Raw genomic sequence first — 23,570 nt, forward strand, 5'->3', positions numbered from 1 at the left:
TTAGCCTAGAGCGGTCCACCGGGCTCGCCCAGCAATTGCCTGACCGCGCCCACCACCTCGGCATTGGCATAGGGTTTGGTGACGAAATCACTGGCGCCCAGTTCGGCGGCAATGCGGCGGTCCTGCTGCTGGCCCTTGGCGGTCAGGATCAGCACCGGCAGGTGCTCGGTATCGGCATTGGCGCGGATATGCTTGAGCACCTCAAAGCCCGAGCGCTTGGGCAGCATGACGTCGAGCACCAGGATGCGCGGGCGCAGGCGGCGCACCGCCTCGAGCGCCGCATCGCCGTCGGTGACGGCGCTGATGGTCCAGCCGGCGCGCCGCAGAATGAAATCGAGCGATTCAAGAATGCTCGGTTCATCCTCGGCAATGACAATATCGATTGTCAAAGTCCCCCCTTACCCGCGGTCTCCCCTCCGCAAGTTCATGCACTAAAGCGCAATCACGCCGGATCGCCAAGGCCAAACTGGTGTGGCAGCAAGGGCGCGCGATCCGGAGCCGTGCTGCCGCCGGGGGCAAGAGGTTCTTCCTGCCGGCTGGCGCAGTCGCGCCGGGTGCAAAGGCGACAGGCGGGGCCGACGGGAATATCGGCGGCTGGATTGGAGAGATCGAGGCCGGCGCCATAGATCGTGCGGTCGGCATGGAGCACGTCGCAGGCCAGCATCACCGAGGAGATAGCGGGTTGTTCGCGAAAGGAACCGGCGCGGCGCTGCACCGTGCGAGCAAGGAACAGGTAGCGGGAGCCATCGGAGAAGCGAACGACCTGGCGGAGCAGCGCCTCAGGGGTCCGGAAGGCGCCATAGATGGCCCAAAGCGGGCAGGCATGGCCGCTATTTGGCAGCAACAGGCCCGGCAAGGGGAAATGCTTGGTGAGGCGCCCGGCCGGATCGGAGCGCAGGAAGCCAAAGGGGATCCCCTCCTGCCCCGGCCGGCGCAGGGTTACGAGGCGATGGGCGACCTGCTCATAGCTGGCGTTGAAGCTCTGGCGGAGGTGATCGAGGTCATAGGCGCAGCTTTCGGCGCGCTGCAGCATCTGCCCATAGGGGAAAACGATGGCCCCGGCCAGATAGGAGCCGGCGGCGCGGGCGGCGAGGCGCCGGGCTGTGGGCGTGGATAGCAGCGCATTTTGCAGGGTGAGCGCGATGGCATCGGGAGCGGCCAGCTCCCCATACAGGCGGGCCAGCTGGAACTGGCGGGTGGCGAGGGTGGAGGCGCCGGCAAACCACATCCGGCGCGTTGTGGCGTCAAAGCTGTATTGACCGGGAAAGCCTGGCTCCGGAGGCGGGCCGCCAGCCGTAACCTCAATGCCGAAGTGGGTGGCGAGCAGGGTCGTCAGGGTGGCGGGGCCAAAGGAGCCGGCGCGCTCGAGCTGGGCCCGCAAGTGCTCGGCCGCCTCTTCGAGCAGCGGGAAATGGTTGTGCTGCTCGATAATGAGATCGTCGATTTCACGCGCCGGCGAGCCGCTGCGCCGGCTTTCGCTCGCGGTTTCGAACTGGCCGATGAGGTTGCGCGCGACCTCCGAAAGGGTGCGCGCTTCCCGGCTAATGGCGGCAAGGAACTGGCGGCGCTCTGACTCGTCGAGGTCTCCAACATCTTCAAGGATTTCGGCGCTGGAGCGCACGGCGGTGATGCCCGATAGGATCTGGTGGAGCAATTCGCCCAACAGGGGGTCCGAGCGCAGCCGATCGGCATAGGCATCGGCATTGGACTGGGCGGTGGCATAGGCGCGATGCAGCCGCGCGAGAGCGGTGGCGCTGGCGGGATATTGGGCGACGAGTTCACGCCGCTCGTCGGGCCGGAACGGCAGCGACTCAAGCAAGGGGTCAGCATGGGCTTCCTCGAGCTCCTGGAGCAGCTTTTGCTCGGTGCGCCCGGCGAGTTCATCGATATCGATCTGCAACTGGGCTGCGACGCGGTTCAGCAGCGCCCCGCCGATGTCGCGCTTGTTGTTTTCGATGAGGTTCAAATAGCTCGGCGAAATACCAAGGCTGCGGGCCAGGGCTGCCTGCGAAATCTTGAGCGATTTCCGCCGGTTGCTGATGCGAAACCCGATCGGCGCCCGCATGCCCTCCCCTCCCCTTGTAAATTGATTGACTGGTTATCGGCCCAGCCTGATCAACAATTTACAGAATAGCGCTGCAATAACAATGCACTATTGCTGTCGTTTTACTGAGGTGGAAATATTCCCCGGCGGTGAGCGGCTGGCTATGCATCAGTTGCCCCGCGCCAAAAGGAGGAACACCAATGACACTTCTCAAGCGTGGCCTGTCCCGCCGCAGGGTTTTGCAGACCGGCCTGGCCGGCATTATCGCCACGGGCGTCGCCCCAGCCATTTTCACCCGCGGCGCCTGGGCGCAGGAATTCTGCAACAATCCCACGGGCGACACCGTCACCTTCGGGCTCAACCTGCCGCTGACCGGCGCTTACGCCGAAGAGGGCGCGGACGAGCAGAAGGCCTATGAACTGGCCGTCAAGCACCTCAATGGCGAAGGCGACGGTGGGCTCGTGGCCATGCTCAAGCCCACCGCACTCAAGGGCAATGGCATTTTGGGCAAGAAGGTCGCGTTCGTGACCTCGGACAGCCAGACCAAGGCCGATGTGGCCCGCGCCGGCGCCACCCGCATGATCGAGCGCGATGGCGCCATCATGGTCACGGGCGGCTCGTCCTCGGCCGAAGCCATTGCCGTGCAGGGCCTGTGCCAGGAAATGGGCGTCATCTTCATGGCGGGCCTCACCCATTCCAACGATACTACCGGCAAGGACAAGCGCCGCTACGGCTTCCGCCATTTCTTCAACGCCTATCAATCTGGCGTGGGGTTAGCCCCGGTGCTGGGCCAGGAATATGGCGCCGACCGACGCGCTTATCACCTGACCGCCGATTATACCTGGGGCTGGACGCAGGAAGAATCGATCAAGAACGCCACCGAAGCGCTGGGCTGGCAAACCGTGCAGGCGGTGCGCACGCCACTGGGCGCAGCCGATTTCAGCCAATATCTGACGCCGATTCTCAATTCGGGCGCCGATGTGCTGATCCTCAACCACTACGGCACCGATATGGTCAATTCGCTGACCCAGGCGGTGCAGTTCGGCATGCGCGACCGGCAGGCCAATGGCAAGGACTTCCAGATCGTCACGCCGCTGATTTCCGAGCTGATGGCCAAGGGCGCCGGCGAAAGCGTCAAGGGCATTTTCGGCACCTCCAACTGGCACTGGAACCTGCAGGACCCCGGGACGCAGGCCTTCACCAAGTCGTTCGGCGCCGCCTATGGCTCCCCGCCATCGCAGGCCGCGCACACCGCCTATGTGCAGGCGCTGCTTTATGCCGATGCGGTGGAGCGTGCCGGGACATTCTATCCGCCAGCAGTGATTGCGGCGCTGGAAGGCTTCGAGTTTGACGGCATGGGCAATGGCCCGACGCTCTACCGCGCTGAAGATCACCAGTGCATCAAGAACGTGCTCGTGGTGCAGGGCAATCAAAGCCCGACCAGCCAGTTCGACGTGCTCAACATCGTCCAGGAAATCCCGCGCGCGGATGTGGCTTACGATCCAGCGATGTTCGGCGGCGATCTTGGGCCGGCCGAGCCGGCGCCGATCTGCGCTTAGCCAAGTTTCCCCGCGCCACTCCCCCCGTGGCGCGGGTTTTTTGTTCAGAAGAGCTCATCCAAAGCCTGTTGACGGGCGAAGCGCGCCACTGCCACGTCCTCGTGGTTCGACAGGCTCACCATGAGGGCTACTGCGGATGCCGCCGAGTTCGAGAACCAGACCATGATCGACGTGATTTTCCTGCAGTTCCTCAACGGGCTCGACAAGGGCGCCGCTTACGCGCTGATCGCGCTGGGGCTCACCCTGGTGTTCGGCACGCTGGGGGTGGTCAACTTCGCCCATGGCGCGCTGTTCATGCTGGGGGCCTTTTGTGCCGTGCTGTTCCGGCAGTTCCTGACGCTCGAAACAGTAACGGTCGACCCCACCAAGCTCTCGCCCTGGGGCACGCCGCTCGAAGTGCGAGAGCCGCTGGTGCAGGCCTGGTTCGGCGATTGGGGCGCGGTGCTGGTGAACTATTCAGTGCCGGTGTCGATCATCGTCACCATCCCCATCATGCTGGTGATCGGGGTGGCGCTCGAGCGCGGCATCATCAAGCACTTCTATAAACGCCCGCATGCCGAGCAGATCCTTGTGACTTTTGGGCTCGCCATCGTGGCGCAGGAATTGATCAAGGCGTTTTTCGGCCCCAACCCCATTCCCCAGCCGATGCCCACCGATCTGCGCGGTGCTGCCGATATCGGGGCGTGGCTGGGCATGCAGGCCAATGTGATCACCTATCCGATCTGGCGGCTGATCTATTTCCTGTTCTCGGCAGCGATCATCGGCGCCGTGTTTGCTTTCCTGCAGTTCACCACTTTTGGGATGGTGGTGCGTGCCGGGATGGCGGACCGCGAAACCGTGGGGCTGCTGGGGATCGATATCGACCGGCGCTTTACCATCATGTTCGGCCTCGCCGCGGTGGTCGCGGGGCTGGCGGGGGTGATGTACACGCCGCTGCTGCCACCGAACTACCATATCGGCATGGACTTCCTCGTGCTCAGCTTCGTGGTCGTGGTCGTGGGTGGCATGGGCTCCCTGCCGGGCGCGGTGGCCGCGGGGTTCCTGCTCGGAATCCTGCAATCCTTTGCCTCGATGACGCAGGTGAAGGCCCTTATTCCCGGCATCGACCAGATCATCATCTACCTGGTTGCCGTCGTGATCCTGTTGGTATTGCCGCGCGGGCTGTTTGGCCGCCGTGGCGTGATGGAGGGTTGAGATGCGCGCCATGTTCCGCAACGACCTGCTGCTGTTTCTGGGCTTTTCGGCGGCCGTGCTGCTGATGCCGATCTGGATGCAGCCCTTTGGCGCCGCTTATCCCGATCTGCTGCAACGCTTCATGATCTTTGCCATCTTCGCGGTGGGGTTCAACATCCTCTTCGGGCTGACGGGCTATCTCAGCTTCGGGCATGCCGCGTTTTTCGGCGTCGGCTCCTATGCCGCAGTGTGGTCGTTCAAGCTGCTGAGCCTCGATGCCATCCCGGCGCTGGTGTTTGCCATCGTGGTCTCGGGCGTGTTTGCGCTCCTGATCGGCTATGTCAGCCTGCGGCGGTCGGGCATCTACTTTTCCATCCTTACGCTCGCCTTTGCGCAGATGAGCTATAACCTCGCCTATTCCGTGCTGACCCCGATTACCAATGGTGAAACCGGGCTGCAGCTGACGCTGGGCGATCCCCGCCATCTTGATGCTGCGATGGGGCAGAGCAGTGTTGGTCAGCCGGTGCCGACGCTGCTGGGCCAGTCGCTGGGTGGGTTTGCCGGTTTCTACTTCTGCGCGGGCTTCTTGATCCTGGCGTTCTTCCTTGCCCAGCGCATCACCGGCTCGCCCTTTGGCATGATGCTCAAGGGGATCAAGTCCAACCAGACGCGGATGAACTATACCGGCTTCAACACCAAGCCCTATACGCTGGCGGCTTTCGTGATCTCGGGCATGTATGCGGGGCTCGCAGGGGCATTGCTGGCAGTGACCGATCCGCTGGCCGGCGCCGAGCGCATGCAGTGGACGGCCTCGGGCGAAGTGGTGCTGATGACCATCCTGGGTGGCGCGGGCACGCTTGTCGGTCCGGTGATCGGGGCCTGGCTGATCAAATATTTCGAGAACATCTTTTCGGCGATCAATGACTCGGTGCTGCGCCGCTTCTTTGGTTTCCTGCCTGACGGGGTTGCAGACGGGTTCGTGACGGTCACCAGCAAGTTCGTCGGGGAAGGCTGGTTCCTGACCCTGGGGCTCGTGTTCGTGCTGATCGTCGTGTTCCTGCCCGGCGGGATCATGGAAGGGGTGCGCCGGATCGCTGGGTTGTTCAACCGCTCACGTCCCTCGCCCACCGTGCCTGGCAAGCCCCTCCGGCAAGCGCAACCGGCTGAATGAGGACGCCCCCATGACCACACCCAATGTCGTTCTCCACGTCGCCGATGTGCACAAGCATTTTGGCGGCCTGCATGCCCTCGCTGATATCGACCTGCAGGTCGAAGAAGGCCAGACCCACGCCATTATCGGGCCCAATGGCGCGGGCAAATCGACTCTGCTCAATGTGATCATCGGCAAGCTCGCACCTTCGAGCGGCCAAGTGGTGTTCGATGGCGCGGTGCTGACGGGGCGCAAGCCTTATCAGATCAACCAGCTCGGCATCGCCCGGGTGTTCCAGACGCCCGAGATCTTCGCCGATCTCAGCGTGTTGCACAACGTGATGATCCCGGCGCTGGCCAAGCGCGATGGCGCGTTCAAGCTCAACCTCATGCGCTCGCTCGACAGCGAAACGGCCATCCGCGACGAGGCCGAGCACATGCTGGAGGATGTCGGCATGCATAGCCGGCGCGAGATGGCGGCGGGAAGCCTGAGCCGTGGCGACAAGCGGCGCATGGAGCTGGCGATGTGCCTGATCCAGCATCCCCGCCTGTTGCTGCTCGATGAACCCACTGCCGGCATGAGCCGGCACGACACCAATACCACGATCGAGCTGCTGCAAAAGATCAAGGCGCGGGGCATGACCAAGGTGATTATCGAGCACGACATGCATGTGGTGTTTTCGTTGGCCGACAAGATTTCGGTGCTGGCGCAAGGTCGCATCATCGCCGATGGCACGCCCGACCAGGTGCGCGGCAATCCTAAAGTTCAGGAAGCCTATCTGGGGGGAGCGCACGCATGAGTACGATCACGCTCGAGGGACAAAAAACGCGCGTTGCCCAAGCCGCGGCGGTGGAAACCACCCGCCCATTCTTTTCCGTGCGCGACCTGCACGCCTATTATGGCGAAAGCTATATCGTCCAGGGCGTGTCGCTCGATGTCCGCAAGGGCGAGATCCTGGCGTTGCTGGGGCGCAATGGCGCGGGCAAGACCTCGACCCTGCGCACCATTGCTCGGACCGACAATCCGCAATTGCGGCAGGGCGAAATCTGGCTGGATGGTCAGCCCATCCACCAGATGAAGTCGTTCCAGGCTGCCCGCGCCGGTATTCAGCTCGTACCCGAAGACCGGCGCATCATTGCCGGGCTGACTGTCGAGGAAAACATTACATTGGCCAAGGTGGCGCCCGGCAATGGCTGGAGCCTCGAGCAAATCTACCAGAGCTTTCCGCGCCTGGCGGAGCGACGCAAGCAGGAGGGCGTGACGCTATCGGGCGGCGAGCAGCAGATGCTGGCGATCGCGCGGGCGCTGGCGCGTGACCTAAAACTGCTGCTGCTCGATGAGCCTTATGAAGGCTTGGCTCCGGTGATCGTGCAGGAGATCGAACGGATCCTGCATTCAATCAAGCCGCTGGGGATCACGACGATCATTGTGGAGCAGAATGCGATTGCGGCGCTGAACCTGGCGGACCGGGCGGTGATCCTTGATACGGGGGAAACGGTGTTCAGCGGTACGGCGGCAGAGGTGCTCGACAATGCCGAACTCCGGCACGAATATCTGGCGATTTAGGCACTATAAGGCGCGCCGGCAGGACTCTGTCGCTCGCGAGTGCTGTTTGAGCCTGCCGAGGATTACACCGGGGAACCGCGGCGGCGCGTCGAAGTTGGAGGGGCAAGGAGTTTTGCCATGCCCACAGCTCAGGAACTCTGGCGCGCGGGGGTTCTGAGTGCCCAGCCCTCTCCCCAGCGCCAATCCCATCCGCCCCATGCGGGCCGCATCTGGCCTTTGGGTGAAGGCGAGCGGCAGCCGGTGCTGTTTGTTCCCACGAACTTGCCGCAGGCACCGGTCCCGCTCGTTGTGTTGCTGCATGGTGCCGGCGGGACCGCATCGGATATCTTGCCGGTGCTGCAGGAGCATGCCGACGCGTTCAAATTCCTGATCCTGGCGCCGCAATCGCGCGCCCCGACTTGGGATGTGATCGCGCATCAGTACGGACCAGATGTCCGGCAGATCGACGAGGCGCTGGCAACGGTGTTCAGCACTTTCGCGGTGGATCCCGAGCGTGTTGCCGTGGCGGGTTTTTCCGACGGTGCCTCTTATGCCTTGAGCCTTGGGCTCAGCAATGGGCAGTTGTTCGGGTCAGTCCTCGCGTTCTCGCCGGGTTTTCTCGCCCCCAGCCGTGAGGAGGGCAAGCCCCGCATCTTTATCTCCCATGGGCGCCAGGACAATGTGCTGCCGGTCGAGCGCTGCAGTCGCCGCATTGTGCCCACCCTCGAAGCGGGCGGCTATGAGGTTCGGTATGACGAGTTTACGGGCGGGCATATCGTGCCCAGCAGTGCGGTAAAGGCGGCATTGGACTTGTTCCTCACCCCTTGATGAGGTTGGGTGCGGCAGCAGCGGATCGAGCAGCGACTCGAGGCGCTGAGGCTGCCGATTTGAAGCAATGTTGCAGGCAAGTTGGGCCCGCAACCTGTTGGCCGCGGTGGTGTTCCATCACCAGGCGCATGAAAAGGAACTGGTATGTCTGAACGAGCGTCCGTGCTTGCTCCCTTCCGGCACGAGACCTTCCGTTTGCTTTGGCTGGCAACGCTCGCCTCCAATCTTGGCGGGCTGGTGCAGTCGGTTGGCGCCGGCTGGATGATGACCACGCTCACAGACTCCCACAATATGGTAGCGCTGGTGCAGGCCTCGACCACCTTGCCCATCATGATCTTTTCGCTGGCGGCGGGTGCCTTGGCGGACAATTTCGACCGGCGCACGGTGATGATCATTGCCCAATGCGGCATGGCGCTGGTGTCGGTTGCGCTGGCGGTGATGGGCTATCTTGGCTTGCTCAATCCCTGGCTGCTGCTGACATTCACCTTCCTGATCGGCTGCGGCACGGCCCTGTTCAATCCGTCCTGGCAGGCCTCAATGGGCGATATCGTGCCGCGCTCGGACCTGCCAGGCGCGGTGACGCTCAACAGCGTCGGCTTCAACATGATGCGCAGCGTTGGACCGGCGATTGGGGGGCTGATCGTGGCCATTGCCGGGGCAGCCGCGGCGTTTGCGCTCAATGCCGTTTCGTATCTGCCGCTGATCGTGGCGCTGGGGCGCTGGAAATCGCCGCCGCTCAACACCAAGCTGCCGCGCGAGCGCTTTGGCAGCGCGATGTGGGCGGGCATTCGCTATGTGTCGCTATCTCCCAACCTGACCATTGTCCTCTTTCGTGGGTTGCTGTTCGGGCTGGCGGCTATTTCGGTGCTGGCGCTGCTGCCTTCGGTGGCCAATGAATATGTGGGGGGTGGCGCCTTTGTTTATGGCAGCCTGCTCGGCTTTTTCGGCCTGGGGGCGATTGGCGGCGCGTTTCTGAACGGCGCAATCCGCGAGCGCTACAGCAATGAAACCATTGTGCGGATCGCCTGCGTGGTATTTGCGCTGAGCTGCGCGGGGCTGGGGTTCAGCCGGCAACCAGTGCTCAGCCACCTGGCGCTGCTGCCTGCGGGCGCGAGCTGGGTGCTGGCACTGTCGCTGTTCAATGTCTCGATCCAGCTTTCGACACCGCGCTGGGTGGTGGGGCGGGCGTTGTCGCTCTACCAGACCGCAACCTTCGGCGGCATGGCGGCGGGAAGCTGGCTGTGGGGGAGCGTTGCCGATCTGTCGGGTCCGGACTGGTCGCTGGCCAGCGCGGCCCTCGCCCTGCTCGGCTGCGCGCTGATCGGGTTCGTCTTGCCCCTGCCCCAGTTCAGCTCGCGCGATCTGACGCCGCTCAACAAGTTCAACGAGCCGGTGCTCCGACTGGAATTACGCCCCCGCAGCGGGCCAGTGATGGTGATGGTCGACTACCAAATCGCCCAGGAAGACGTGGAAGAGTTCCTCGCGCTGATGAATGAGCGCCGCCGCATTCGCCGGCGCGATGGGGCCCGACAGTGGGCGCTGTTGCGGGACCTCGAAAAGCCCGAGATCTGGACCGAAACCTACCATGTGCCGACCTGGATCGATTATGTGCGCCACAATATGCGCCGCACCAAGGCCGATGCCGACAATCTCGAGAAACTGCGCGCCCTGCATCGTGGGGAGAACCCACCACTGGTGCATCGGCTGATCGAACGGCAAACCGTGCCGCTGACCGACGACATGCCGATGCGGCCGGGCCCCCAGATCTGAGTTTCCGAGGCTTATGCAAGAAAGCCGCGTCCTGAACGGGCGCGGCTCCTGTGCGATTTTGTGGAAGAGTTCTTAGTCGATGCGCGGCGGTGGCAGGGGCGGTCCCCCATTGCCTCCGGAGCCTGAACCGGAGTTCGGCGGGGGTGGTGGTGGGCCACCGTCCGAGCCAGGTCCGGGTCCGGGTCCGGGTCCGGGTCCGGGTCCGGGTCCGGGTCCAGGTCCAGGTCCAGGTCCAGGTCCGGGTCCAGGTCCAGGTCCAGGTCCAGGTCCAGGTCCGGGTCCAGGTCCAGGTCCAGGTCCAGGTCCGGGTCCAGGACCGGGAGGCGGTCCCGGAGGAGGGCCCGGAGGACGTGGCGGCGGCCGGGGAGGATTCCAATCCGGCGGGCCGAAATTGAAGCTGAACACCGTCGCGGGCACCCTGGGGCGCCGCAGTTCGGCCAGATAACGGCCGGAAACCCAGCCTTCGGTGCGCCGGGTTTCGACGTAGCACCAGCCGCGGCGGCAGCCATCGACCTCGACGCGATCCCCTTGCCGCAGGACGGCGACTGGCGCGTAGTTGGTCCCAGGTCCGGTTCGAACATTGACGTTTGTTGTCGCCACGGCGGGCGCGGCAAGTGCAGCTCCGGCCATGCCGAAGAGCATCAAGCCGCCTAAGGCGGCGGGTAGCGATTTCGATTTCATTGCCGGAGTGTCCTCTTTGGTTACGAGCGCTTTGCGCCCTTGGCGCAAGCGGCGCCTCGTGAGGTCGACACCAGCATTAATGGCGGCGGCGTGAAGCCTGTTCCGTCACCGATGGTTGATAAGAATGAAGCGAAAATATGCTGTAAATCAGCGGGTTAGCAGCGGATCACCTGCTATGTGCAAGAGGCACGAAAAAGCCGCGCCACCGAGTGGGGCGCGGCTGTTTTGCTTCTTAGCTACGGTCGCAGTTGGGCCAGTTGGGCATGCCCAAAGTGCACTTGGCGCCGTCATCGCGCGGACGATCAGGACCGGCATTGCCGCGGTCCGGACCATCGCCACGGCCTGGGCCATCACCGCGGCCGTCGCCACGCCCCGGACCGTCGCCACGGCCATCACCGCGACCCGGGCCATCGCCGCGCCCGTCACCACGGCCGTCACCGCGGCCAGGCCCACGGCCGTCCCAGTCACGATCAGGGCGGCGCGGACCGTCCCAGTCACGCCCTGGACGATGGCGCGGGGCTTCCCAACGTGGGGGCGCACCAAAATCGAACTGGAACACGGTGGCAGGACGCGAGGGACGGTTGCGTTCGGCCAGGTAGCGCCAGGAAACCCAACCCTCGGTGCGGCGGGTCTCGATATAGCACCAGCCGGCGCGACAACCTTCGACATCAACGCGATCACCACGGCGCAGGGTATCGACAGCGTAGTAATCGGTCCCGGGACCGGAACGAACATTGACGTTGGCGGTGGCAATAGCGGGCGCGGCAAGTGCGGCTCCGGCCATGCCTACCAGCATGATGCTGCTCAAGGCAGCCCTTAGCAATTTTGATTTCATTGCCGCGATGTCCTTTTAAGTTTGGGGGGCGATACCGCCCTGAGCGCACAAAGCGCCTAATGAGGTGAACGGCGGATGAACGGCGCACGGCCCGGCTTGTTCCCTCGCTGCGCGGCAGGCAAACTTGACGAATGTGGTTCGGGCGTCGCCCCTAGTCGGCCGGTGAAACAGATGAGCGACCAAGCTCGGTCAGGCCATAGACGCCCCGGCTTTCACGCACGAACCAGCCATAGACATTGCGGCGCAGGATGATGGGAGCGCGATCGACGATGGTGCGGAGCTGCTTGGGTGACTGGGGACCGGCCAGCATGGCCTGGGCACAGGCGATGCAATCCTGCCGGTAGGTGGTCATGATGGGCTGGCGGTTGCCGCCGCCCTTGTTGGGATCGCCGATGCGGCGGCGATGCTCGTCAAGGAGGCGCGAGCGGCGCTTGGGGTTGCGGCGCGGGGTGGCGGCAAAGGGAGCCACCAGCACCTCGACCGCGCCCGAGGTCGAGACGCCGAGCAGGCCAAAGCCGAGGCGGCGGCAGAGATTGCGATAACGCGCATCGGCCTCACGCCCCCTGCCCGCCTTGGACAGGCGCGCGGCGAGCCAGACTTCGTCGCAGGCGGGGGCGCGATCCACGCCCTGCAGCACGAGTTCAAGATTGAAGCTCAGCTTGAGCTCGCAGACCACCAGAACGGGCGGCTCGCCTTCGCGCACACCCAAGAGGTCGCAGCCATTGACCTCGCCTTTGACGGTGAAGCCCCGCTGTTCCATGAAGCGTTTGAGGGGGGGATAAAGGTCGCTTTCGGGCATGGCACCGCTGTTGAATTACCGGGACATGGGCAGCGCGGCAGCACGTCCCGCGGGCCCGGATGAGGGCGAAAGACGCGGGGGCGGCTCGTGTTGCAAATGTCGCTCACGGGGGCTCGCAGGCCCCAAAACGGCATGTTAGCATGATTCTGCGCAAGCCTCCGGGGCGAGCGGAAACGGGTGGATGCTGGCGAACCAGTGCACAACAACCCGGCCGCCGAGACCCCGACCTTTGCGCAAGCCAAAGTTCTCTGGGAGGAGACAATGAACATGCTACGCACCACTTCGGTGGCTATTGGCGTCTTGCTGCTTTCGACCGGGCTGACTGCCGCGCAGCCCGAGATCGTCGAGGGCCCGGCCGACGACGCGCAATGCTATGTGCCCACCACGGAAGACACCCAGTTCTTCCAGTTCCCGGCCAAAACCGGGCCCTATCGTATTGCACTGGCCAATGGCTATGTCGCCAATACCTGGCGCATCCAGATGATCCAGACGGCCAAAGCCTACGCGGCGCAGCCCGAGGTCGCCGAGCGGCTGGAGGAATTCAAGGTCGTTTCCACCGGCGAGGACGTGGCGGCGCAGATTTCGGCGATCAACAATTTCATCGATTCCGGCTACGACGCCGTGGTTGTCAACGCGCAGAACCCGCAGGCTTTTGCGCCGGTGATCAAGCGCGCCAAGGATGCCGGGGTGATCCTCGTGGCCTTCGACAATACGCTCGACACCAAGGACGCCATCAACGTTAATGTTGACCAGAAGGGTCTGGGCGAGCTCTGGGGCAATTGGCTGGTGAAGCACCTGCCCGAGGGTGGCAAGATCCTGGAAGTACGCGGGGTCGCCGGCACTTCGGTCGATACCGATCGCCATAACGGCATCCATGAAGTGTTCGCCAATTCGGGCAAGACGTTTGAGGTGGTCGAGGTCGTGGGCAAGTGGGACGATGGCGTGGCCCAGAAAGCCGCGGCCGACGCCTTTGCCGTGCATGGCCAGTTCGACGGCATTACCGCCCAGGGCGGCGATACCGGCGTGGTGCAGGCGATGCTCGACGCCAAGCACCCGATGGTGCCCTTTGGCGGGGAAACCGAGAACGGCTTCCGCAAGTTCTGCGCCCGATATTCGGCCGATGGCCTCAAATGCTCCTCGGCGGGGTCGGGTCCAGCGCAGGTCGCGGTGGCGATCAAGACCGCCATCGATGCGCTCGACGGCAAGGTGATCCCGCAGGCGATCAATCTGCCGCTCGACATCACCGAAGATCCCAACTTCGTTGACGGCACCAATTTCTACACCGCCGAATCCGACAACTTCTTTGTCGGCAACTCCTTCCCCACCTGCGGCATCAATTTCAGCGCGCAGGAAATCATGAGCCAAACCGAAGGCAATCAGTAAGTGCCTGGCGCGGGGGCCTTCGGGCTCCCGCTCCTGGTCGATGGCTTGGGGGTGACATGGACAACACCGCTCCGCTCTTTCGCATGGAAGGGATATCCAAACGCTATGGTGGCGTGCGGGCGATGGAAAAGGCCGACCTCGTGGTCGAGGCCGGGCGCGTGCACGCCATCCTCGGCGAAAACGGTGCGGGGAAGTCGACGCTGATCAAAATCATGTCGGGGGTGGTGGCGCCCGACGAAGGGCAGATGTTCCTCGATGGCCGGCCGGTGAGCTTTCCCGATCCGGGGGCGGCGAATGCGGCGGGGATCGTCTGCATCTTCCAGGAACTCTCGCTGATCCCCGAGCTTTCGGTGGCCGACAACATCATTGCGGCCAACCCGCCGACGCGCTTTGGCCTGATCAACCGGCGCGAGCAGCGGCGGCTGGCCGAAGCGGCCCTGGCCCGGGCGGGGGCCGAGGGCATCCATCCCCTGGCGCTGATCAAGGATTTGCCGCTGTCGCGCCGGCAATTGGTGGAGATCGCCAAGGCGCTGGCGCGCAAGCCGCGGCTGCTGATCCTGGATGAAGCCACTTCGGCGCTGACGGCGGCTGACGTCGCCAAGGTGTTTGGCGTGCTCAAGCGGTTGCGCAGCGAGGGGCTGGGACTGCTCTATATTTCGCACCGCATGCATGAGATCGCCGAACTCGCCGATACCTGCACGGTGTTTCGCAATGGCAGCAAGGTCGCCAGTTTTGCGGCGGGCACGCGCAGCGATGGCGAAGTCATCGAGATGATGATTGGGCGGGAATATTCCAATGTGTTTCCGCCCAAGCCGGCGCCCCTGCCCGCTTCGGTCAAGCCCGTGCTGGCGGTGCGCAACCTGGCCTGGACCGATCGGCTCAACAACATCTCCTTTGGTGTGCGGCCCGGCGAAGTGCTCGGGCTCGGGGGGCTCGACGGCCAGGGGCAGCGCGAATTGCTGCTCGCCCTCTTCGGGGTGTTGCGCGGCACCGGCGGCGAAATCCTGATCGACGGGCAAGCGCGAAAGCTCACCGGGCCGCGCGCGGCCAAGGCGCCGCCGGTCGGCATGGCGCTGATCCCCGAGGATCGCAAGACCGAGGGGCTGATGCTGCCGATGTCGGTGCTGGAAAACCTGAGCCTGGCGAGCATGAGCCGCATTTCCCATGCCGGCATCATCGACAAGGCGGGCGAGCGGCGGGCGGCCGACGAGATGATCAAGCTGTTGGCGATCAAAACGGCCAGCACCGAAGTGCCGGTGGGAGCGCTTTCGGGCGGCAACCAGCAAAAGGTGGTGATTGCCAAATGGTTGATGGGGCAGCCGCGCATCATCCTCCTCAACGACCCCACCCGCGGCATCGATGTGGGCACCAAGCAGGAAATCTACCAGCTGTTGCGGCAGCTGGCGGATGAGGGCGCGGCGATCATTCTCTATTCCACCGATTATGACGAGCTGATCGGCTGCTGCGACCGGGTGCTGGTGATGTATGACGGCGCGATCAAGCGCGAACTGGTGGGCGAGGAGATCACCGAGCGCGCGCTGATCGGCAGCGCCCTCAACGTGCAAATGACGAGGGAGGCCGGCGCGCCGGCGCAAGCATGAGGGACTGGCGCTTTTATTTAGCTGCCCAGCGCGGCACGCTCATGGCATTGCTGATCTTTGTGGCGATGTTCACGCTCTATGTCGCCAACCACCCCGCGGGGTTTACCGCCAATGTGGTGCAGACCGCGGCCAACAAGGGCGTTTTGCTGGCCTTCGTCGCGATGGCGCAGACTTTTGTGGTGCTGACTGCCGGGATCGACCTCTCGGTAGGGATGATTTTCATTCTCGCCAATTGCGTCGCCTCCTATCTCCTGGGCGGCACGAGTTGGGAAACGGGCCTGGGGCTTTGTGCTACCCTGCTGGTGGGCTTGGCTTGCGGAGCGATCAATGGCTTGATCGTGATCTTCGGGCGCTTGCAGCCCATCGTCGCGACTATCGCCACGGGGGCGGTCTATTTCGGCGTTGCCTTGATCCTGCGACCCTTTCCCGGCTCCGACCCCAACTTCAACTCCGGCTTGGCCGACGCGCTCACCGGGCGCTTGTTCGGCGTTGTCCCGACGAGCCTCGTCGTGCTGCTCGGGGTCGTGCTGGTGATCTGGGTGCCATTCCAGCGCTCGGTGCTGGGGCGCGCCGCCTATGCGGTCGGGTCGGCTGAGATGGCCGCCTATATGTCGGGCATGCCGATCCGGCGGGCCAAGTTCCTTGCCTATGTGCTCTCGGGCCTCCTAGCAGCGATTGGCGGGATCTTTTTGACCTTCTTCACCTATTCGGGCGAGGCCTCGCTCTCCAACGGCAACACCTACACGCTCTATGCCATCGCCGCGGTGGTGCTGGGCGGGGTGTCGCTGTTTGGCGGGCGTGGCTCGGCGATCGGCGCGATCTTTGGCGCCCTCGCCTTCCGCGCCATCGGCGATCTGCTGTTCGTGTTCGATCTTGATCCGCTTTACCAACCGCTGTTCCAGGGCATTGTGCTGCTGCTGGCGGTGTCGCTCGGTTCGGCCCGGCTGTTCCAGGTTCGCAACCGGCTCGACCTGTTTTCGTGAGGCCGCGATGAGCATCCAGGCGCATTCCGCTCCCGCCGACCGGTGGAGCACGCTGCGGCAAAGCCTCGATCTGCCGGTCCTGACGGCGTTCGGCTGCATCATCGTGCTGCTGGTGGTGGGGAGCCTTTATTCCCCCAACTTCCTGTCGCCAGAATATCTGCTGCAGCAACTTAAGGTGGGGGCGTTCCTGGGCATCATTGCCACCGGCATGATGCTGGTGATCCTCTTGGGCCAGATCGACCTGTCGGTACCCTGGACGGTGACGGTGGGGGCGATGATGGCTTCGGCGGCCGCCGCCTATGGGCCAATGGGCGAGTTCTTCGCCATTCCGTTCGGCGTGCTGTGCGGGGTGTTGCTGGGGCTGATCAATGGAGTGGGCGTGGCCTATCTGCGCATTCCCTCGATGATCATCACCCTTGCGGTCAACGCCGTCGCGCAAGGGCTGATGGTGGCCTATTCCGGGGGTTCGTCGCCGCGGGATTCCGCTTCAGCGGCGATGCGCTTCATTGCAACGGGCGACCCAATTTTGGGCATCCCCAATGCGGTGATCGGCTGGGCCATTACCGGGGCGCTGGCGGTGTTCCTGCTCCACCGCACGACCTTCGGCCGCTCGGTTTATGCCATCGGCAACAAGGAAAGCGCGGCTTACCTCTCGGGTATCCCCACCCAGCGGGTGGTGATGGTGGCGTTTGCGCTTTCGGGCGGGCTCGCGGCGCTCGGGGGCGTGATGCTGGCGGGGTATGGCGGCAAGGCGGCGCAATCGATGGGCGATGCCTATTTGCTGCCGGCGATCGCCGCCGTGGTGTTGGGCGGCACTTCGATCTTGGGCGGGCGCGGCAATTATCTGGGCACGGTGGCGGGGGTGATCCTGATCACGCTGCTGCAATCAATTTTGTCGGTGATGCAGATGGCCGAATATGGCCGGCAGATCATCTATGGCGTCGTGATCGTGGCCATGCTGCTGCTGTATGGCCGCTCGCCCAAGCTCAAGGCGTGAGGGAACGAGGGGAAACGCTTGCGGGCCTGCCACGTTGAGGTCCAGCTTTTCATTTCCGGAGACGATCATGGCCGCGATGCGCATTCCCCTCACCGACCACTCGCCCGTTGCCGACCGCGACCGGCGCGAACGCCTCGGCATCACCCTTGACGACCTCGCCGCCCGCGCGGGGATCTCGCCCCAGGAATTGACCAGCTATGAGCAGGCCAAGTCGGAAAGCGATGCGAGCCCGACCGTTGCGATGAAAGTGGCCGATGCGCTCGACGCCTTTGAAAGCGAGATCGAGGACGGCAGCGAAGAGCCCGAAGCGCACCCGACCTGAGGCGGAGTGGCGTGAGCGGCGCCTGAGGGGCCCACCGGGCTGGTCGTTGTGCTCGGCGGCGGGGCATGCAAAAACAGGGCACCCGGGAGGAGACAGCCGCATGTTTACGCAGATCCTGATCTATACCTTCTTTTTCGCCGCGGGCGTGCTGGCGCTGTTGGCGCTGCTGCGCGCCTTTTCGGCGCGGGATGTGCCTGATGTGACGCGGTTTCACACCCTGCTCACCGACCTGGCGCTGGCGCTGATGCTGGTGGGTTTCGGGCAGGTGCTGCGGCTGTTGTTTGCCATTCTCTAGGGCTAAAGAGCGCTCGCCCGCTAGCGGGCGCCGTAGATTGACAGGACGAGCAGAATAGATGTCGAGAACCGGAAGCTGCGAATGCGGGGCCGTGACCTACAGGATCGCGGTGGACGAGCCGGTGCATGTTTATGCGTGCCATTGCCTCGATTGCCAGTTGCGCAGCGGCAGTGCCTTTGCGGAACACGCCATGGTTCGGGCCGCCAGCTTCGAATGCGAGGGCGAACTTGAGGCCTATCAGCGCAAGATCGAGGGCATGGTTTCCGAAGAACTGTTCTGCCGGGGATGCCATACGCGCCTGTTCAACCGCAATGATGTGCTCCCGGGCATGGTGTTCCTGCGCGCCGGCACCTTGAACGAGCGGCAGGCGATTGCGCCGGTCGCGCATCTCTGGACCAGCCGCAAGCAAGCCTGGGTGATGCTGCCCGAGGGCGTTCCGGCTTTTCCCGAGTCGCCGACGCCGGCTGAATTCGGCGCGGCGATTGCGCAGGCCCAGAGCAGCGTTGAGGCTGCGGGCGCGGTCTAGCTGGGAGGGGGCGATGGCGGGTGACGATCTGGGGGCGATCTATCGGCGCTATATCGACTGCCTCAATGCCCAGGACTGGGAGCGGCTCGGCACGTTCGTGCATGCGGAAGTCAGCCATAACGGGCGGGCGTTCGGGCTGGCGGGTTATCGCGCGATGCTGGAGGAGGATTTTCGGCAGATCCCGGATCTGCGGTTCCAAATCGACCTGCTGGTCTGCGAGGCGGCCAATGTGGCGGCGCGCTTGTGGTTCGACTGCACGCCACGCGGAAGCTTTCTCGGGCTGCCGGTGAATGGGCGACGGGTCCAGTTCGCGGAGCACGTGTTTTACCGCTTCGAGGATGGGCAGATCAAAACCGTATGGTCGGTGCTGGACAAGACGGCGGTCGAGGCGGCGTTGCCGAGTTGAGCAAAAGAAAAGGCGGGATTGCTCCCGCCTTTTGCGTCACGGTTGCAGCTCGACTAGCGCTTGGCGGCGACCTCATCGATGGCCAGCGGCCCGAAGTCGTTGCCCCAGGAATTGCGGATATAGCTGCCGATCTGAGCGATGTCCTCGTCGCTGAGCTCATCACCAAAGGGTGGCATATAGCCCAAGCCATGGATCACGGTTGAGGCGACATGGCCGGCATCGGCCAGGTTCTGGTTGCCGGCAAGCACCGCGCCGGCGCCACCCTGACCGTTGACGCCATGGCAGGCCGAGCAGGTCGCGACGAATTTAGGCTGGCCGGCACTGACGAGGGAAGCAAGATCGGCCTCCCCTGCCCCGGCGGCCGGTGCGGCGGCAGCATTGTCGGGAGCCGCGCCTTCGGCGGGTGCCGTTTCGGTCCCCTGATTGGCCGGGTTCTCCCATTCCTCGGGGCCACCGGCAGGCGGCACGGCTTCGGACGCAGGCGCGTCGGTTGGCGCCTCGCCGGCGGTGCCGATCACGCTGCCTTCCTCGCCACCATAGGTGAACTTCAGGATCGCGCCAGGATTGTGCAGCACGCTCGTGGTCAGCTCGTCACCATACAGCTGGACGACGGAGCCAAAAGCGTCGGTGGCGATGAAGACATCGCGGCCATTGGGGGCGATGATCACGTCACGATAGCGGTTCTGGCTGCCGAGCCAGGCTTCGGGCGGGCCATCAACCGATTTGCCGTCTTCGCTCATATGCTGGACGTAGAGCACGCCATGCTTGAGGGTCGGCATCAGGATGGAATTGTCCCACTCAGCGATGCCGTTCTCGCCGGCTTCGTAGAACAGCACCGATGCGGGGGCGATGGTGGGGTTGCAGATGAAGCCGCACTGCTCGCCAAAGGGGAAGTCACTGTCGACGGTGAAGTAGGTGGCGAGCGGATCCACCATCTCGCCCTCGAACTCGGTTTCCGCGGTTTGCGGGACAGTGTCGGGCACTGGAGTAACGATGCGCTCGATATCGGGCGGGGCCTCGCTCCAGTTGATATACGAATAGGCCATGTCATCCTTGAAGCCGGCGACATTGGGCCAGCCATAATTGCCGCCGGGCTGGATGATGTTGAGCTCGTCATCGCTCGAGGGGCCGTGCTCGGCTTCGTAGAGCGTGCCATCAGGACCAAAGGCAATGCCCTGCGGATTGCGGTGACCATAGCTGTAGATATGGCTGCGCACGCCCTCGATCTCCGGATTGTCCTCGGGGATGGCGCCGTCGAGTTCCATGCGCAGGATCTTGCCGGAATAGGTGTGCCAATCCTCGGCGCTGACTTCTTCGGCGGTGGGCAGGGCCTGAGCGAGATTGGGGCGGCGGAAGTTGCGGCCAAAATTGGCGCCCTGCTCGCCGATGGAATAATACAGCTTCATGTCCGGCCCGATGACGACGCGGCCGGCATTGTGGTCGTTCCAGGCCGGCAGCCCTTCGATGAGGACCGTGGGGTCGCTCAGTTGCATCGTGGCCTCGTCATAGGTGTAGCGCACGATCCGGGCGGAAGGATCGGGCTCCTCGGCCGTGCCGTTGTTGACGGTGTAGCTCAGATACACATAGTCGTTGCCGGTGCCCTGAAGCAGTTCAGGATGAAGCGCCAGGCCCAGAAGGCCCTCGTGCTGCACGCCGGTGTAGACGTCATCAAGGGTCAGCAGCACCTGCTGGTTGCCGGTCTCGGGATCAACGCGAGTAACTTCTCCACTGGTGCGCTCGGTGACCCAAATCTGGTCGTCGGGACCCCAGCGCATGGCCCATGGATTGCTGAGGGCCGTGGACACAACGCGAGAGGAAAACAGCTCGTTCTGACCCTTGGGGATCTCGACGGGCGTTTCTTGCGCCGAGGCAAGCATGGGCATGGCGAGCAGGCCGGCCAGTGCTACTCCAGCGAGCAGGCTTTGGGTGGATAGGCGACCCATGCTGGTCTTGGCGCTTGAATTCATTGATATTCCTCCTGAACGAACTGACGCTGCGGCATTTTGGCCGCTAAGGCGCCGCATGGCAACCGGCTGGTTGCAAGAAGAGCGGACAATGGCCGGCAACGTTCATAGTAAGTTCTGCAAGAGAATCCGGTCTAGCAGTCAAGCCACTGATGGCATTGGACTTCGCGAAGCTTGGCGAGTGAGTCTTAAAACGGCCCTGCTTGATCTTGCGGGGTACGGCTCCTATGACACCGCCTTGGTTGTCGCCGTGCCCGGACAGGTCTGTCCGGGCTACCTGCCGCGGCAGCGTTGCCGTTTGCACCAGCCAGGACGGGCCGCCGATGAAGCCTTGGATCGAGCTTGATACCGCCAGCGTACCGGGTGGTGACACGCGGCTGCGGCTGATGCAGCGCGGGGACGAATATTCCATCATGCTAGGCACCAATGAGCTGATGAATAGCCGGCTCAGCGGCTCGGAAGAAGAACTGGCGCGGCTTGCCTGCGACCCGATCAAGGCGCGCCCCAAGGCCCATATCCTGATCGGCGGGCTCGGAATGGGATTTACCCTGCGCGCCGCGCTCACGCTGCTCAATGCCGATGCGCGGATCACAGTCGGCGAGATCGTGCCGCAGGTGATTGCCTGGGCGCATGGGCCGCTGGGGCCGGTGTTCGGCGATTGCCTCGCCGACCCCAGGGTGAGCGTGGTCGAGGCCGATGTGCGGCGGCTGATCGGCGCGGGCAAGAACGCGTATGACGCGGTGTTGCTCGATGTCGACAATGGCCCTGACGGGGTCAGCCGGGAAGGCAATGATGCGCTTTATAGCCGGGCGGGACTGGCGGCGGCGCGGGCGGCACTGCGTCCGGGCGGGGTCCTGGCTGTGTGGTCAGCCCATCCCAGCGCGGAGTTCACGCGCCGCCTCGAGGGCTCGGGCTTTGCCAGTGTCGAGGAGAACCGGGTGCGGGCTCGCTCTGGTGGGCGTGGGGCGCGTCACATGGTTTGGACGGCGCGGAAGGCTGCGTAACCTAAGGAGGCGACGGCCCGACGTTAGAGGCCTGGGCCGGACCAGCCATTGTCCGTCGGTTCAACCGGGCAGCGGAAGGGCAGGAAGGTGCTTGCCGCCCCGGCATTCATCATTGCCAGCGTGAGCGCATTGGCGATGTCCAGTTCCACCCGCGAGCGCGGGCAGGCCTCCACCGGTTCGGTGCAGCCACCGGCGATGAAGTTCTCGTTGGCGGCAATGAAGGCATAGTTGACCTGGGTCTCGTCGGCAGCGGCGACGGCATCCGTCCAGGCTGCCTGGTAAGCCCCGCATTTCTGCTCAACCCAGGAAGCCGATTGCTCCTGCCCTTGGGCGGGCATGATCATGGTCAGCACAATGGCCGCGAAGGGGAGCAGCTTCATGGGTTTTCCTTTGGCGGGCGGTTTGGCGAGTCTCTCGTCCATGCTCCTTTGCCGGTGCTTTGGGGAAAGATCATGTCCGGGACAAAAAACTGGTGTGGTTGCACCCAGGTGAAGTGAGGGCTCACCCTCTGCTCTCTGCCCGGGAAGTATAGCCCGCATCAGTTACTTGGGTCTGCTGCAGAGCAATCCCTCAACCCACTTTACATATAATAGTACTTTTAGTAGGAGTGCACCACCGTCGCAGGTGAATACGCCGCGACTGGCACATGGGAGGTTACCAGTGAACATCATTACCAAGCTTGCCCTCGCGGCAGGCCTCGCTACCGCCTTGTCTTCCGCTACCCTGGCGCAGGATGTTTCCGGCAAGGTCATCGGCTTTTCCCAGATCGGTTCGGAATCGGGCTGGCGCGCGGCTGAAACCGCTGTGACCCGGCAGGAAGCCGAAGCGCGCGGAGTCGATCTCAAATTCGCCGATGCCCAGCAAAAGCAGGAAAACCAGATCAAGGCCATTCGCGGCTTTATTGCCCAGGGCGTTGACGCGATCCTCGTCGCGCCAGTGGTGGCGACCGGGTGGGACGACGTGCTGTCCGAAGCCAAGGAAGCCGAGATCCCGGTCGTGCTGCTCGATCGCGGCGTCGATGCGCCTGAGGATCTGTACCTAACTTCCGTCGCCTCCGATCAGGTCGAAGAAGGCCGTGCGGCCGGCCAGTGGCTGGTCGACAATGTTGGCGACGAGGACTGCAATGTCGTTGAGCTGCAGGGCACCGTTGGCTCCACGCCAGCCATTAACCGCAAGAAGGGCTTTGAAGAAGCCATTGCTGGCCACGACAACATCACCATCGGCCAGAGCCAGACGGGCGATTTCACCCGCGCCAAGGGCAAGGAAGTGATGGAAGCCTTCCTCAAGTCGTCCAATAATGGCGCCGATATCTGCGCGGTTTACGCTCATAACGACGACATGGCGGTTGGCGCCATCCAGGCGATCAAGGATGCCGGCCTCAAGCCGGGCACCGACATCAAGGTCGTCTCAATTGACGCCGTGCCCGACATCTTCCAGGCCATTGCGGCCGGCGAAGCCAATGCCACCGTTGAGTTGACGCCAAACATGGCTGGTCCCGCCTTTGACGCCCTGGGCGCTTACTGGGCTGACGGCACCGAGCCCGAGAAGTTCATCATCACCGAGTCCAAGCTTTATACGGCCGAGAACGATCCCGAGGGCGAATACGAGCGCCGCAAGGATCTCGGTTACTGACCTGATCGCATCGCAATTGCATCCCGGCTCCGCGCCGGGGTGCAAGTCAGACCCATGACCGGGCCGGCGAGCT

At 63.8% G+C, this 23,570-nt stretch carries 24 protein-coding genes; 17 read left to right on the forward strand and 7 right to left on the reverse strand.

Annotated elements, in window-relative coordinates; translation table 11 throughout:
• Positions 1–5: 5 nt before the first annotated feature.
• Together AC3YOG_RS08970 and AC3YOG_RS08975 are read right to left on the reverse strand one after the other, a co-directional pair.
• Complete coding sequence (locus tag AC3YOG_RS08970) at positions 6–389, reverse strand: response regulator transcription factor (protein WP_127752760.1); 384 nt, start codon at positions 387–389, stop codon at positions 6–8.
• Between the two features lie 53 nt (positions 390–442).
• Positions 443–2,065: a helix-turn-helix domain-containing protein gene (locus AC3YOG_RS08975; protein WP_127752759.1), complete on the reverse strand. Its 1,623-nt coding sequence runs from the start codon at positions 2,063–2,065 to the stop codon at positions 443–445.
• A gap of 179 nt (positions 2,066–2,244) precedes the next feature.
• On the opposite strand from AC3YOG_RS08975, the gene AC3YOG_RS08980 reads away from it, so the two are divergent.
• The 7 genes from AC3YOG_RS08980 (at position 2,245) to AC3YOG_RS09010 (ending at position 10,069) form a co-directional block, all read left to right on the forward strand.
• Positions 2,245–3,603, forward strand: a complete 1,359-nt coding sequence (locus AC3YOG_RS08980) for a substrate-binding protein (protein WP_172123042.1) — start codon at positions 2,245–2,247, stop codon at positions 3,601–3,603.
• Positions 3,604–3,768: 165 nt separating this feature from the next.
• Positions 3,769–4,797, forward strand: a complete 1,029-nt coding sequence (locus AC3YOG_RS08985) for a branched-chain amino acid ABC transporter permease (RefSeq protein WP_489935261.1) — start codon at positions 3,769–3,771, stop codon at positions 4,795–4,797.
• 1 nt (position 4,798) lies between these two features.
• Complete coding sequence (locus tag AC3YOG_RS08990) at positions 4,799–5,947, forward strand: branched-chain amino acid ABC transporter permease (RefSeq protein ID WP_489934811.1); 1,149 nt, start codon at positions 4,799–4,801, stop codon at positions 5,945–5,947.
• Between the two features lie 10 nt (positions 5,948–5,957).
• The gene (locus AC3YOG_RS08995; protein ID WP_489934812.1) at positions 5,958–6,725 is read left to right on the forward strand and encodes an ABC transporter ATP-binding protein; all 768 of its coding nucleotides are present in this window, start codon (positions 5,958–5,960) and stop codon (positions 6,723–6,725) included.
• Positions 6,722–7,492, forward strand: coding sequence for an ABC transporter ATP-binding protein (locus tag AC3YOG_RS09000; RefSeq protein ID WP_489934813.1), 771 nt, complete (start codon positions 6,722–6,724; stop codon positions 7,490–7,492). Before AC3YOG_RS08995 ends, AC3YOG_RS09000 begins: the two co-directional genes overlap by 4 nt.
• Before the next feature lie 117 nt (positions 7,493–7,609).
• Positions 7,610–8,299 carry an alpha/beta hydrolase gene (locus tag AC3YOG_RS09005; RefSeq protein ID WP_489934814.1) on the forward strand — a complete coding sequence of 230 codons (690 nt, stop codon included), beginning with the start codon at positions 7,610–7,612 and terminating at the stop codon, positions 8,297–8,299.
• A gap of 144 nt (positions 8,300–8,443) precedes the next feature.
• Positions 8,444–10,069 carry an MFS transporter gene (locus AC3YOG_RS09010; RefSeq protein ID WP_489934815.1) on the forward strand — a complete coding sequence of 542 codons (1,626 nt, stop codon included), beginning with the start codon at positions 8,444–8,446 and terminating at the stop codon, positions 10,067–10,069.
• Between the two features lie 72 nt (positions 10,070–10,141).
• Here AC3YOG_RS09010 and AC3YOG_RS09015 read toward each other — a convergent pair whose 3' ends face one another.
• The 3 genes from AC3YOG_RS09015 to AC3YOG_RS09025 form a co-directional block, all read right to left on the reverse strand.
• Positions 10,142–10,750 carry an SH3 domain-containing protein gene (locus tag AC3YOG_RS09015; protein ID WP_489934816.1) on the reverse strand — a complete coding sequence of 203 codons (609 nt, stop codon included), beginning with the start codon at positions 10,748–10,750 and terminating at the stop codon, positions 10,142–10,144.
• A gap of 232 nt (positions 10,751–10,982) precedes the next feature.
• Positions 10,983–11,585, reverse strand: coding sequence for an SH3 domain-containing protein (locus AC3YOG_RS09020; protein WP_489890126.1), 603 nt, complete (start codon positions 11,583–11,585; stop codon positions 10,983–10,985).
• 151 nt (positions 11,586–11,736) lie between these two features.
• Complete coding sequence (locus tag AC3YOG_RS09025) at positions 11,737–12,384, reverse strand: DUF2161 domain-containing phosphodiesterase (RefSeq protein WP_489934817.1); 648 nt, start codon at positions 12,382–12,384, stop codon at positions 11,737–11,739.
• A gap of 267 nt (positions 12,385–12,651) precedes the next feature.
• Here AC3YOG_RS09025 and AC3YOG_RS09030 point away from each other — a divergent pair, with 267 nt between their 5' ends.
• The 8 genes from AC3YOG_RS09030 (at position 12,652) to AC3YOG_RS09065 (ending at position 18,897) form a co-directional block, all read left to right on the forward strand.
• Positions 12,652–13,767 (forward strand): sugar ABC transporter substrate-binding protein, encoded by a 1,116-nt coding sequence (locus tag AC3YOG_RS09030; protein WP_489935262.1) that lies wholly within the window; start codon positions 12,652–12,654, stop codon positions 13,765–13,767.
• A 56-nt stretch (positions 13,768–13,823) separates the two neighbouring features.
• Positions 13,824–15,368, forward strand: coding sequence for a sugar ABC transporter ATP-binding protein (locus AC3YOG_RS09035; RefSeq protein ID WP_489934818.1), 1,545 nt, complete (start codon positions 13,824–13,826; stop codon positions 15,366–15,368).
• The gene (locus AC3YOG_RS09040; protein WP_489934819.1) at positions 15,365–16,351 is read left to right on the forward strand and encodes an ABC transporter permease; all 987 of its coding nucleotides are present in this window, start codon (positions 15,365–15,367) and stop codon (positions 16,349–16,351) included. The genes AC3YOG_RS09035 and AC3YOG_RS09040 overlap by 4 nt, the downstream gene beginning before the upstream one ends.
• Before the next feature lie 7 nt (positions 16,352–16,358).
• Complete coding sequence (locus tag AC3YOG_RS09045; RefSeq protein ID WP_489934820.1) at positions 16,359–17,348, forward strand: ABC transporter permease; 990 nt, start codon at positions 16,359–16,361, stop codon at positions 17,346–17,348.
• Positions 17,349–17,415: 67 nt separating this feature from the next.
• Entirely contained in the window at positions 17,416–17,670 is a 255-nt protein-coding gene (locus AC3YOG_RS09050) for a helix-turn-helix domain-containing protein (RefSeq protein WP_172123029.1), read from the forward strand.
• Between the two features lie 100 nt (positions 17,671–17,770).
• Positions 17,771–17,965 (forward strand): hypothetical protein, encoded by a 195-nt coding sequence (locus AC3YOG_RS09055; protein ID WP_489934821.1) that lies wholly within the window; start codon positions 17,771–17,773, stop codon positions 17,963–17,965.
• A gap of 58 nt (positions 17,966–18,023) precedes the next feature.
• A complete protein-coding gene (locus tag AC3YOG_RS09060) occupies positions 18,024–18,491 on the forward strand; it encodes a GFA family protein (RefSeq protein WP_489934822.1) in 468 nt (155 codons plus the stop codon).
• 13 nt (positions 18,492–18,504) lie between these two features.
• Positions 18,505–18,897 carry an ester cyclase gene (locus AC3YOG_RS09065; protein WP_489934823.1) on the forward strand — a complete coding sequence of 131 codons (393 nt, stop codon included), beginning with the start codon at positions 18,505–18,507 and terminating at the stop codon, positions 18,895–18,897.
• Between the two features lie 53 nt (positions 18,898–18,950).
• Here AC3YOG_RS09065 and AC3YOG_RS09070 read toward each other — a convergent pair whose 3' ends face one another.
• Positions 18,951–20,864 carry a glucose/sorbosone family PQQ-dependent dehydrogenase gene (locus AC3YOG_RS09070; protein WP_489934824.1) on the reverse strand — a complete coding sequence of 638 codons (1,914 nt, stop codon included), beginning with the start codon at positions 20,862–20,864 and terminating at the stop codon, positions 18,951–18,953.
• 320 nt (positions 20,865–21,184) lie between these two features.
• Here AC3YOG_RS09070 and AC3YOG_RS09075 point away from each other — a divergent pair, with 320 nt between their 5' ends.
• Positions 21,185–21,865, forward strand: coding sequence for a hypothetical protein (locus AC3YOG_RS09075; RefSeq protein ID WP_489934825.1), 681 nt, complete (start codon positions 21,185–21,187; stop codon positions 21,863–21,865).
• Between the two features lie 23 nt (positions 21,866–21,888).
• On the opposite strand, the gene AC3YOG_RS09080 is transcribed toward AC3YOG_RS09075, so the two are convergent.
• Entirely contained in the window at positions 21,889–22,245 is a 357-nt protein-coding gene (locus AC3YOG_RS09080; protein WP_127752740.1) for a hypothetical protein, read from the reverse strand.
• A 280-nt stretch (positions 22,246–22,525) separates the two neighbouring features.
• Here AC3YOG_RS09080 and ytfQ point away from each other — a divergent pair, with 280 nt between their 5' ends.
• Entirely contained in the window at positions 22,526–23,497 is a 972-nt protein-coding gene (gene ytfQ / locus AC3YOG_RS09085; RefSeq protein WP_489934826.1) for a galactofuranose ABC transporter, galactofuranose-binding protein YtfQ, read from the forward strand.
• Positions 23,498–23,570 lie beyond the last annotated feature (73 nt).

It is taken from the genome of Devosia sp. Z6_126, from assembly GCF_058133495.1.

Excerpts from the sequence above, each read along its gene's own strand:
- AC3YOG_RS08975 (WP_127752759.1), bottom strand. The coding sequence starts at position 2,065 with ATGCGGGCGCCGATCGGGTTTCGCATCAGCAACCGGCGGAAATCGCTC.
- AC3YOG_RS08980 (WP_172123042.1), top strand. The coding sequence starts at position 2,245 with ATGACACTTCTCAAGCGTGGCCTGTCCCGCCGCAGGGTTTTGCAGACC.
- AC3YOG_RS08990 (WP_489934811.1), top strand. The coding sequence starts at position 4,799 with ATGCGCGCCATGTTCCGCAACGACCTGCTGCTGTTTCTGGGCTTTTCG.
- AC3YOG_RS08995 (WP_489934812.1), top strand. The coding sequence starts at position 5,958 with ATGACCACACCCAATGTCGTTCTCCACGTCGCCGATGTGCACAAGCAT.
- AC3YOG_RS09000 (WP_489934813.1), top strand. The coding sequence starts at position 6,722 with ATGAGTACGATCACGCTCGAGGGACAAAAAACGCGCGTTGCCCAAGCC.
- AC3YOG_RS09005 (WP_489934814.1), top strand. The coding sequence starts at position 7,610 with ATGCCCACAGCTCAGGAACTCTGGCGCGCGGGGGTTCTGAGTGCCCAG.
- AC3YOG_RS09010 (WP_489934815.1), top strand. The coding sequence starts at position 8,444 with ATGTCTGAACGAGCGTCCGTGCTTGCTCCCTTCCGGCACGAGACCTTC.
- AC3YOG_RS09015 (WP_489934816.1), bottom strand. The coding sequence starts at position 10,750 with ATGAAATCGAAATCGCTACCCGCCGCCTTAGGCGGCTTGATGCTCTTC.
- AC3YOG_RS09020 (WP_489890126.1), bottom strand. The coding sequence starts at position 11,585 with ATGAAATCAAAATTGCTAAGGGCTGCCTTGAGCAGCATCATGCTGGTA.
- AC3YOG_RS09025 (WP_489934817.1), bottom strand. The coding sequence starts at position 12,384 with ATGCCCGAAAGCGACCTTTATCCCCCCCTCAAACGCTTCATGGAACAG.
- AC3YOG_RS09030 (WP_489935262.1), top strand. The coding sequence starts at position 12,652 with ATGCTACGCACCACTTCGGTGGCTATTGGCGTCTTGCTGCTTTCGACC.
- AC3YOG_RS09035 (WP_489934818.1), top strand. The coding sequence starts at position 13,824 with ATGGACAACACCGCTCCGCTCTTTCGCATGGAAGGGATATCCAAACGC.
- AC3YOG_RS09040 (WP_489934819.1), top strand. The coding sequence starts at position 15,365 with ATGAGGGACTGGCGCTTTTATTTAGCTGCCCAGCGCGGCACGCTCATG.
- AC3YOG_RS09045 (WP_489934820.1), top strand. The coding sequence starts at position 16,359 with ATGAGCATCCAGGCGCATTCCGCTCCCGCCGACCGGTGGAGCACGCTG.
- AC3YOG_RS09050 (WP_172123029.1), top strand. The coding sequence starts at position 17,416 with ATGGCCGCGATGCGCATTCCCCTCACCGACCACTCGCCCGTTGCCGAC.
- AC3YOG_RS09055 (WP_489934821.1), top strand. The coding sequence starts at position 17,771 with ATGTTTACGCAGATCCTGATCTATACCTTCTTTTTCGCCGCGGGCGTG.
- AC3YOG_RS09060 (WP_489934822.1), top strand. The coding sequence starts at position 18,024 with ATGTCGAGAACCGGAAGCTGCGAATGCGGGGCCGTGACCTACAGGATC.
- AC3YOG_RS09065 (WP_489934823.1), top strand. The coding sequence starts at position 18,505 with ATGGCGGGTGACGATCTGGGGGCGATCTATCGGCGCTATATCGACTGC.
- AC3YOG_RS09070 (WP_489934824.1), bottom strand. The coding sequence starts at position 20,864 with ATGAATTCAAGCGCCAAGACCAGCATGGGTCGCCTATCCACCCAAAGC.
- AC3YOG_RS09075 (WP_489934825.1), top strand. The coding sequence starts at position 21,185 with ATGAAGCCTTGGATCGAGCTTGATACCGCCAGCGTACCGGGTGGTGAC.
- AC3YOG_RS09080 (WP_127752740.1), bottom strand. The coding sequence starts at position 22,245 with ATGAAGCTGCTCCCCTTCGCGGCCATTGTGCTGACCATGATCATGCCC.